This window comes from Pseudomonas khavaziana, from assembly GCF_019145205.1.
Lineage (GTDB): Bacteria > Pseudomonadota > Gammaproteobacteria > Pseudomonadales > Pseudomonadaceae > Aquipseudomonas > Aquipseudomonas khavaziana.
Map to the genome: position 1 here is coordinate 1 of NZ_JAHSTT010000006.1, position 9,315 is coordinate 9,315.

Below are 9,315 nucleotides of genomic sequence, written 5' to 3' on the forward strand. Positions count from 1 at the left end.
GAAAACGCCACAGTCTCCGGTAGTACTCCCCATCATTAAATAACCCACCGCTGGGCAAATCGATACAAAGTGTTTCTACATTTTTGGTATGGTGCAGCACATTTTCACAAGGATTGATCTTTATCCGCAGGAGGCGGCGTCGACCTTTTTCAACGAGATGCTGTAGAAATGCCTGAACCTATACCTATCAAAGATCATGAAAAAGAAAACCGCCTAGTCAACAAGCGCTTGCTCGCCTGTGCGCTGTTGGTGATTGGGATCACCTGTGCCCTGGTAGGGCGCATGTATTTCCTGCAGGTGGTGCAGTACGACTATCACTCCACGATTTCCGAAAACAACCGGGTCCACGTACTTCCCATCACCCCGACTCGGGGCTTGATCTATGACCGCAATGGCGTAGTGCTGGCCGACAACCGTCCGAGTTACAACCTGACCATCACCCGCGAGCGCACCACCGACCTCAAGGGCGAGCTGGATGCAATCGTCAATATGCTGCACCTGCCTGCCGAAGACCGTGCCGTATTTGATAAAGCGCTCAAGCAGGCTCGTCATCCATTTGTTCCCGTCACCTTGTTCTATGAGTTGACCGAAGAACAAATCGCCGTGTTGGCCGTCAACGAGTTCCGTCTACCTGGCGTGGACGTCGAGCCTCAATTCGTCCGCCACTACCCACTGGGCGCGCACTTTGCGCACTCCATTGGCTACGTCGGTCGCATTAACGAAAAAGAATCCAAGACCCTCGATTCCGTGGAGTACCGGGGTACCCAATCCATCGGCAAGACCGGGATCGAGCGCTTCTACGAGTCCGAACTACACGGCCACGTCGGTTACGAAGAGGTCGAGACTAATGCCCAGGGCCGCGTATTGCGGGTGCTCAAGCATACTGACCCGATCCCAGGCAAAAACATCGTCCTGAGCCTCGACGTCAAGCTGCAGGAGGCCGCCGAAGAAGCCTTGGGCGATCGTCGTGGTTCGGTGGTGGCCCTGGATCCGCAAACCGGTGAAGTACTGGCGATGGTCAGCAAGCCGAGTTTCGACCCTAACCTGTTCGTCACTGGCATCAGTTTCAAGGAATACGCTGCGCTGCACGATTCCATCGACCGCCCACTGTTCAACCGCGTACTGCGTGGGCTCTATGCGCCGGGTTCCACCATCAAGCCGGAAGTGGCCATCGCCGGCCTCGACAGTGGCGTTGTCACCCCACAAACCCGGGTGTTCGACCCTGGTTATTACCAGCTGCCCGACTTCGATCACAAATACCGCAACTGGAATCACAGCGGCGACGGCTGGGTGGACATGGACGGGGCTATCATGCGTTCCAACGACACTTACTTTTACGACTTGGCCCACAAGCTGGGCATCGACCGCCTGCACGACTATCTCGCCGAGTTCGGCCTCGGTCAGAAAGTATCCCTGGACATGTTCGAAGAGTCTGCCGGCCTGATGCCTTCCCAGGCCTGGAAGCGTGCGACCCGTCGCCAGCCATGGTTCCCGGGTGAAACCGTGATCCTCGGTATCGGCCAGGGCTATATGCAGGTGACGCCGCTGCAATTGGCCCAGGCCACCGCATTGATCGCCAACAAAGGTGTCTGGAATCGGCCACATCTGGCCAAAACCATCAATGGCGTGCCCCCTGTGGATGAAAATCCGATGCCCAACGTGGTCCTCAAGGATCCGCGTGATTGGGAGCAGGTCAACCACGGCATGCAATTGGTGATGCACGATCCACGCGGTATTGCCCGGGCCGCAGCGCAAGGCGCGCAATATCGCATCGCCGGCAAGAGTGGTACCGCCCAGGTAGTGGCGATCAAGCAGGGTGAGCGCTACAACCGCAACAAGACGTTGGAGCGCCATCGCGATAACGCCTTGTTCGTCGGCTTCGCGCCGGCCGAACATCCGAAAATCGTGATTTCAGTCATGATCGAAAACGGTGAGGCCGGCGGCCGTGTGGCCGGGCCCGTGGTGCGGCAGATCATGGACGCTTGGCTGCTCGACCAGGAAGGTCATCTCAAACCGCAATATGCGACACCCGCCAAGGCGCCAGGCGACCCACGCGTCTGACTCAGGCCTTCCATTCGTCCCAGCGCTCAACGCCGTCATAGGCAAGCCAGGGTACCTCATGGGACGTCCAGATATGCGAGGTGGGCCGGGTGCCTGGGTCATCATCCAGCGTCGCCACCCGCACAATCACGTGAGGCTGATGCCCACGTTCGGCGATCAGATGTGAGCCGCAGCGCGAGCAGAAATGCCGGCGTTTGCCCGGTGAAGATTCAAAGGACGACAGCAGCTCTTCACCCTGCGTCCAGCGAAAATGCTCGCGCATCACCCCTGCCGTGGCGACAAACGCGGCCGCGTGCGCCTTGCGACAGCTTTCGCAGTGGCAGTGACTGATGGGCATGTCCAGGCTGTCCACCTGATAGCGCACCGCTTTGCACAAGCAACTTCCATTCAATGGGTCAGTCATAACCTATGGCCAGGTCAAGGATGGGGTCATCATCATCGCGTACAACTGAAGGTTGCGCATTGGTCGATGTCGCCTACTGTTCAATGGAGGAGGTGACGCATGCACGTATCAGATCGCATCGAACGAAAAGTCCTGCTCAACGCATCACGCAAGCAGGTTTGGGAGGCACTGACGCAGGCTGAGCAATTTGGTCATTGGTTCGGTATCGCGCTCAAGGGCAAAACCTTTGTTGCCGGGGAAACTATCGAAGCGCCGATTACCTACCCAGGCTACGAACATGTGGTATGGAAGGCCAGGGTCGAACGTATCCTGCCGCAAACGCTGTTCTCTTTCTGGTGGCACCCTTACGCGGTAGAAGCGGGCGTCGACTACGATGAGGAGACACCGACCCTTGTTGAGTTCACCATTGAGGATCGTGCGCCGGGCATCTTGTTGCGGGTCGTCGAATCGGGTTTCGATAACGTGCCCATAGCGCGGCGCCAGAAAGCCTTCAAGATGAACTCCCGTGGCTGGGATGAGCAGATGGGCAACATCGAAAACTACCTGAGCGAAACCCCACCGAAGTGATGGGATGCAGGGGGGGAGTTCAGCCCCCCATGTTTTCACACGTTTAGAAATCAATCGTCGCCGACAACTTCGCCACGCGCGGATCACCCTGGCTCAGGAAGCCGCCCTGGGCCGATTCCCAGTACTTCTCGTTGGCGACGTTCTCCACCGTTGCGCCCACTGTCACATCGCGCTCATCCAAAGTGAAGGTGTAGCGCGCACCCAGGTCGAAGCGGTTCCAGGCCGGCAGGCTCAGGTTGTTGGCTGCATCGGCGTACTGGCCGCCGGTGCGCAGCATGCGTCCGCTGAGGGTCACGCCTTGCAGGCCGGGTACATCCCAATCCACGCCGGCGTTTAGCTGGAATGAAGGCACGCCAATGGCACGGTTACCGTCATTGGCGCCGTTGAGGGTGCCCTTGAGTTCGGTCTTCATCAGCGTCACCCCGCCCAGCAAGCGCAGGCCGCTGACCGGTTCGCCGAAAACGTTCAGCTCGACGCCCTTGTTGATCTGCTGGCCTTCACGCACATAACGCGCCGTGGTGGCGTCGATGGCCTCGGCATAACCTGCGCCAGGCTGCTCGATACGGTAGACACCCAGTGTCGCGCCATAGGTGCCCATGTCCACCTTGACGCCTGCTTCGATCTGCTTGGAGCGAGCGGGCGCATAGGCTTGCCCGCCACCGATGACCGTCAGTTCGCCTGATTTGAGCGGCGACGTCGGGCCCTGGGCCAGGCCTTCGATGCGGTTGGCATACAGCGACACATGTTCCCATGGCTTGAACACAATGCCGTACACCGGCGTGGTGATCGATTTGTCATAGTTGGCGGTACGGCTGCCGCTCATGTAGTTGAAACTCTGTACCACCATCTGTTGGCGGCGTGCGCCCAGGGTCACCAGCAGGCGGTCGCCGAAGAAGCCCAGGGTGTCGGACACTGCTGCGCTGCGCACGAAAGTCTTGCCGGTGATGGTTGGATCGCTGAAATCGGTGCCCGGCGTGTTACGCGGGCTGTTCAACGTGGGCGGCGCGCCGGTCACCGGGTTGTAGATATTGGTTGGGGTAGACGTTGCTGCGGCGTTGAACACATAGGCATTGCGCGCTTCTGTCCAGATACCGGCCAGACCGAAGTTGAGTCGATGACTGACGGCGCCGGTCTGGAATTTGCCGTTCAGGCCGCCCATTGCGCTGCGATTGTTCTCTTCATGGGCGATGGTCGAGCGGCTCGCCAGGGCATTGCCGAGATTATCGCTCAGGGTCACTGACGAGTAGCGTCCCATCTCACGGCTGTGCTTGGCACCGGCTGCCGCGTAGGCGGTCCAGTTTTCGTTCAGATCGTACTCGGCGCGCAGCATCCCCAAGGTATCTTCAAGGTTGGTACTGCTCCAGCTCGGCGCATAGTTGGTATCTGCCGATGGCGCATCCGGCACGTGGGTGATCTTGCCGAGGAATACCGAGTTGCGTCCGCCGTTGATACGTTGCTTCTGATACACAAAATCACCGGACAGGCGCAACGCATCGCCGCGGTAGTCGAGGCCGACGGCAAACAGCTTCGAACGCTGGTTTTCATCCTCAATACCGGTATCGCCTTCGCGCTGCGACAGGTTGACCCGTGCGCCAAACTGGTTGTCTTCGCCGAAGCGCTGGCCAATGTCCAAGTGTTCGCCAATCCGACCATCGCTGCTGATATCGGTGCTGAACCGGCGCAGCGGCACATCATCGGCACGCTTGGGTTGCAGGTTGACACCGCCGCCGATCCCCGAGCCAGTGGGGGTGACGCCGTTGATAAAGGCGTTAGGGCCCTTGAACACTTCTACGCGCTCCAGGGCGTCGGTGGAGATGATCTGGCGCGGCAGGATGCCATACAAGCCGTTATAGGAAATGTCGTCGCCATTCAACGGCAGGCCACGGATCATGAAAGTCTGTGACTGGTTCGCATACCCCGAGGCCTGACGCACGGAAGAGTCATTGAGCAACACGTCGCCAACGGTTTCCGCCTGCTGGTCGCGAATCAGTTTCTCGGTGTAGGAGGACATGCTGAAGGGCACATCCATGATGTCCTGGTTGCCCAGTACACCCAATTGGCCACCGCGTGCCACCTGGCCACCTGCAAACTCGGGTGGCAATGCAGTGGGCGCGGGCGCTTCGGCATTGATGCTGGTCGCACCTAGCTCCAGTGCGTTATCCGCACCCGCTGGCGGTGCCGCCTGTGCAGCAAAACTCAGGGAACAGCAAAGGGCGAGCAGGGTAGGGCGAAACGGCACAGCGGGAGCGTTACAGATGGGCATGATCGATCCTGACGGCGAACCGTCAACGGTGAGGGAGTGGACAACGACGTTGCGCTTCCTCACTGCGCGAATACGACTCCGGCGCAGATGATAGTAATTACTATTAACGATCTGCAACAAATTTGTGAGGTGAACGTCTGGATGCGCGTTAACCTGCCGCGTTTGCACGGATGCCGAGTAGAATCACGCCCTTAACGCGATTCCTGAGGTGCGGTACGGTGGATTTACAGCAGGGTTTTGTTTTGACCCGGCATTGGCGCGACACCCCGGCGGGCACGGAGGTCAGTTTCTGGCTGGCCACCGACCATGGGCCTCGTTGCATTCGCCTGCCCGCGCAGACCTCGGTGGTGTTCATCCCCGAGGCGTACCGCAAGCCGCTCGATTGGCTGCTCAAGGGCGAGCGCGATCTTGAACTGCGCCCGTTGCAGCTGTGCGACTTCCACCATCGCCCGGTCTTGGGCCTTTATGCCCGCCAGCACCGCCAGTTGATGGACATCGAAAAGCGCCTGCGCACTGCCGGGGTCGATGTCTACGAAGGCGACATACGCCCACCCGAGCGTTACATGATGGAACGCTTTATCACCGCCCCCGTGTGGTTCGGCGGCACGCCCGACGCGAACGGCACCTTGCTCGACGCGCAGATGAAGCCCGCGCCTGGCTACCGTCCGCAATTGAAGCTGGTGTCCCTGGACATCGAGACCACCGCCCAGGGCGATCTGTATTCCATTGCCCTCGAGGGTTGCGGCGAGCGCCAGGTGTACATGCTCGGCCCGCCGAACAAACCCGACGCGGTGGACTTCAAGCTCGACTACTGTGACACCCGTGCCCAACTGCTCGAGCGCCTCAACCAATGGCTGGCCACTTTCGATCCCGACGCGATCATCGGTTGGAATGTGGTGCAGTTCGACCTGCGCGTGCTCCACGAACATGCCCAGCGCCTGAACGTGCCCCTGCTGCTGGGGCGTGGCGGTGAGGCCATGACCTGGCGCGAACACGGCAGTCGCAACCATTACTTCGCCGCGGCGGCGGGACGGCTGATCATCGACGGCATCGAAGCCTTGCGCTCGGCCACCTGGAGCTTCGAATCCTTCAGCCTGGAAAACGTCGCGCAAACCCTGCTCGGCGAAGGCAAGGACATCTCCACGCCGTACCAGCGCATGGACGAAATCAACCGCATGTTCGCCGAGGACAAGCCGGCCCTGGCGCGCTACAACCTCAAGGACTGCGAACTGGTCACGCGGATTTTCGCGAAAACCGAGCTGCTTAAATTCCTGCTGGAGCGCGCCAGCGTCACCGGATTGCCAGCTGACCGCAGCGGCGGTTCGGTCGCCGCCTTCACCCACCTGTACATGCCGTTGATGCACCGCCAGGGTTTCGTCGCACCGAACCTGGGCGACAAACCGCCTCAAGCCAGCCCAGGCGGGTTTGTCATGGACTCACGTCCGGGCCTCTACGAGTCGGTGTTGGTGCTGGACTATAAAAGTCTCTATCCATCGATCATCCGCAGCTTCCTGATCGACCCTGTGGGCTTAATCGAAGGCCTCAAGTATCCCGACGACAGTGAGTCGGTGGAAGGTTTTCGCGGCGCGCGTTTTTCCCGCACCCGTCATTGTTTGCCGTCGATCGTCACCCGCGTTTCCGAGGGCCGCGAAGTGGCTAAGCGCGAACATAATGCGCCGCTGTCCCAAGCCCTGAAGATCATCATGAACGCTTTCTATGGCGTGCTCGGCTCCAGCGGCTGTCGCTTCTTCGACACGCGGCTGGCGTCCTCGATCACCCTGCGTGGGCACCAGATCATGCGCCAGACCCGCGAGCTGGTGGAGGCCCAGGGTTACGAAGTGATCTACGGCGACACCGACTCCACCTTCGTCTGGCTCGGCAGCGCCCATTCCCCGCAGGACGCCAATCGCATCGGCCTGGCGCTGGTGCAGCACGTCAACGACTGGTGGCGCACCCACCTGAACAATGAATACGGTCTGCAAAGCGCCTTGGAGCTGCAATACGAAACCCACTTCAGCCGCTTCCTGATGCCGACCATCCGTGGCGCGGAGGAGGGCAGCAAAAAGCGCTACGCCGGTTTGGTCGTGCGCGACGATGGCAGCGAAGAGATGGTCTACAAGGGCCTGGAAACCGTGCGCAGCGACTGGTCGCCCCTGGCCCGGCAATTCCAGCAGGAGCTCTACCAGCGCATCTTCCATCGCCTGCCCCATCAGGATTACATCCGCGACTACGTGCGACGTACGTTGAGCGGCGAATTCGACGAATTGCTGATCTACCGCAAGCGCCTGCGCCGGCCTTTGCACGACTACGAACGCAACGTCCCGCCCCATGTACGAGCCGCGCGCCTGGCCGACGAATACAACGACCGCCTGGGGCGCCCGCGCCAGTACCAGCGCGGTGGCTGGATCAGCTATGTGATCAGCGTCAACGGTCCGGAGCCGCTGGAAGTACGGCAGGCACCTATCGATTATGACCATTACGTCACCCGTCAATTGCAGCCAGTGGCCGATGCGATCCTGCCGTTTGTGAATGACGATTTCGGCACCCTGGTGGGCGGGCAGATGGGCTTGTTCTAAACTTGATTCGGGATGGCCGCTAGCCAGGCCTGGCTGGTGCAAATCAAAATGCTGCGATGAGGAGCAAAGGTCCATGTACACACTCTACGGCACTGACGAGTCCGGTTCCTGCATGGTCGAAATTGCCCTGCAGCGTTGCGCGGTGCCCTGGCATCGCGTGGACGCCAGTTCCTGGCAGGAAGGCGAGGGCAGCGACGCGCTCGCACGCATCAATCCGCTGAAACAGATCCCCACCCTGGTCACTCCCGACGGCCACGTACTGACTGAAAGCGCCGCTATCCTGATCCACCTGGGCCTGGAATATCCCGAAGCCGAGCTACTGGCCGGTAATCGCACGCAGATCCTGCGCGGCCTGCTGTACATCGCCGCCAATTGCTATTCGGCAATCGGCATCATCGACTACCCGCAACGCTGGCTGGGCAACGCGGATGAGGCGCTGCAAGCACAATTGATCACGGGCACTCGGCGCTATCTGCACCAGGCGTGGGTGGTGTTCGCCGAGCAGTTCGCCGACCAGCTGTTCACGCCCACCGGTGTGCCGAATGCACTGGGAATCATGGCGGCGGCAGTGTCACGTTGGGATGAGGCGCGTGAGCAGCTCGCGAGGCTGGCGCCGGGCTTTGCCCTGACCCTGGAACGAGTGGACGCCGACCCTGTTGTTGCTCCCGTTTTTGCCCGGCATTGGCCGCATTGGAAGGTCTCGTAACCAGAAGAAACAATGGCCCTGGTCAGCTTCCAAACCCTTGCGTAGCGGGCGTCCTGACCTACGCTACTCAAATTGATGTAGGAATCATCCTTGAATTTGGCTGTCGCAGACATGAAACTCAAGAACCCTGCATGGAATTCAAAGGAGGTGCGCATGCTCATCCGGTCGCTGACCCTGGCAACCTTGATGGCTTTTACGGGGCCGTTGCTGGCCGCTGATGATATCGATCCGCTCAAGCAGGATTTGGGCAAGGCCCGGCCGCTGGTGGTGGTGGAGCTGGACTCCGGCAACGACACTTTGGCGACTATCAGGAAGCAACTGGACGAGCCTGCCACTAAACAGTCCTTCGAAGAGCGCAGCATGGTGTTGTACACCGTGAAGTTCGGCAGCATCGGTGCCGAAGGTGAGAAGTTCGCCAAGGAAGCCAAGGACAACAAGAAACTTACGCCACCGGAAACCAACGCACTGATCCGTGCCCTCAAGCTGGGTGCCGGCAGCGGCACCAAGGTGATCCTGATCGGCAAGGACGGTGAGAAGAAGCTCGAGAAGACGGTGCCACCGGACACCCTCGACCTGAAGGCGTTTTTCAGCGCTATCGACCAGATGCCAATGGCCGAGAAAGAAGCGGCTGCGCCGACCGCGCCCGTTGCGCCAGAACCTGCACCTGGCAAGAACGCTCCCAAAGCGGGTAAGGCAGCCAAGCAGGCTGCTCCTCAACAGCTGGATGACTGAATCTGAG

7 protein-coding genes are annotated in these 9,315 nt (G+C 60.1%); 5 read left to right on the forward strand and 2 right to left on the reverse strand.

Features of this window, described 5'->3' with window-relative positions; genetic code table 11:
- Positions 1 to 168: 168 nt before the first annotated feature.
- Complete coding sequence (gene mrdA, locus KVH01_RS15960) at positions 169 to 2,061, forward strand: penicillin-binding protein 2 (RefSeq protein ID WP_217882037.1); 1,893 nt, start codon at positions 169 to 171, stop codon at positions 2,059 to 2,061.
- Position 2,062: 1 nt separating this feature from the next.
- Here mrdA and KVH01_RS15965 read toward each other — a convergent pair whose 3' ends face one another.
- Positions 2,063 to 2,464: a GFA family protein gene (locus tag KVH01_RS15965; RefSeq protein WP_217882038.1), complete on the reverse strand. Its 402-nt coding sequence runs from the start codon at positions 2,462 to 2,464 to the stop codon at positions 2,063 to 2,065.
- Positions 2,465 to 2,563: 99 nt separating this feature from the next.
- Between KVH01_RS15965 and KVH01_RS15970 the strand changes: the two genes are divergently transcribed.
- Complete coding sequence (locus KVH01_RS15970; RefSeq protein WP_043050968.1) at positions 2,564 to 3,031, forward strand: SRPBCC family protein; 468 nt, start codon at positions 2,564 to 2,566, stop codon at positions 3,029 to 3,031.
- Between the two features lie 43 nt (positions 3,032 to 3,074).
- Here the strand turns inward: KVH01_RS15970 and KVH01_RS15975 are convergent, their stop codons facing one another.
- The gene (locus KVH01_RS15975; protein ID WP_217882039.1) at positions 3,075 to 5,294 is read right to left on the reverse strand and encodes a TonB-dependent receptor; all 2,220 of its coding nucleotides are present in this window, start codon (positions 5,292 to 5,294) and stop codon (positions 3,075 to 3,077) included.
- Between the two features lie 218 nt (positions 5,295 to 5,512).
- Here KVH01_RS15975 and KVH01_RS15980 point away from each other — a divergent pair, with 218 nt between their 5' ends.
- The 3 genes from KVH01_RS15980 (at position 5,513) to KVH01_RS15990 (ending at position 9,308) form a co-directional block, all read left to right on the forward strand.
- Entirely contained in the window at positions 5,513 to 7,870 is a 2,358-nt protein-coding gene (locus KVH01_RS15980) for a DNA polymerase II (RefSeq protein WP_217882040.1), read from the forward strand.
- Positions 7,871 to 7,943: 73 nt separating this feature from the next.
- Positions 7,944 to 8,576, forward strand: a complete 633-nt coding sequence (locus tag KVH01_RS15985; RefSeq protein WP_217882041.1) for a glutathione S-transferase N-terminal domain-containing protein — start codon at positions 7,944 to 7,946, stop codon at positions 8,574 to 8,576.
- Positions 8,577 to 8,729: 153 nt separating this feature from the next.
- Positions 8,730 to 9,308, forward strand: a complete 579-nt coding sequence (locus KVH01_RS15990; RefSeq protein ID WP_217882042.1) for a DUF4174 domain-containing protein — start codon at positions 8,730 to 8,732, stop codon at positions 9,306 to 9,308.
- Positions 9,309 to 9,315: the final 7 nt, after the last annotated feature.

What these genes read in the sequence shown, in the direction of transcription:
- KVH01_RS15985 (WP_217882041.1), top strand. Translation starts at nt 7,944, where the DNA reads ATGTACACACTCTACGGCACTGACGAGTCCGGTTCCTGCATGGTCGAA.
- mrdA (WP_217882037.1), top strand. Translation starts at nt 169, where the DNA reads ATGCCTGAACCTATACCTATCAAAGATCATGAAAAAGAAAACCGCCTA.
- KVH01_RS15970 (WP_043050968.1), top strand. Translation starts at nt 2,564, where the DNA reads ATGCACGTATCAGATCGCATCGAACGAAAAGTCCTGCTCAACGCATCA.
- KVH01_RS15990 (WP_217882042.1), top strand. Translation starts at nt 8,730, where the DNA reads ATGCTCATCCGGTCGCTGACCCTGGCAACCTTGATGGCTTTTACGGGG.
- KVH01_RS15965 (WP_217882038.1), bottom strand. Translation starts at nt 2,464, where the DNA reads ATGACTGACCCATTGAATGGAAGTTGCTTGTGCAAAGCGGTGCGCTAT.
- KVH01_RS15975 (WP_217882039.1), bottom strand. Translation starts at nt 5,294, where the DNA reads ATGCCCATCTGTAACGCTCCCGCTGTGCCGTTTCGCCCTACCCTGCTC.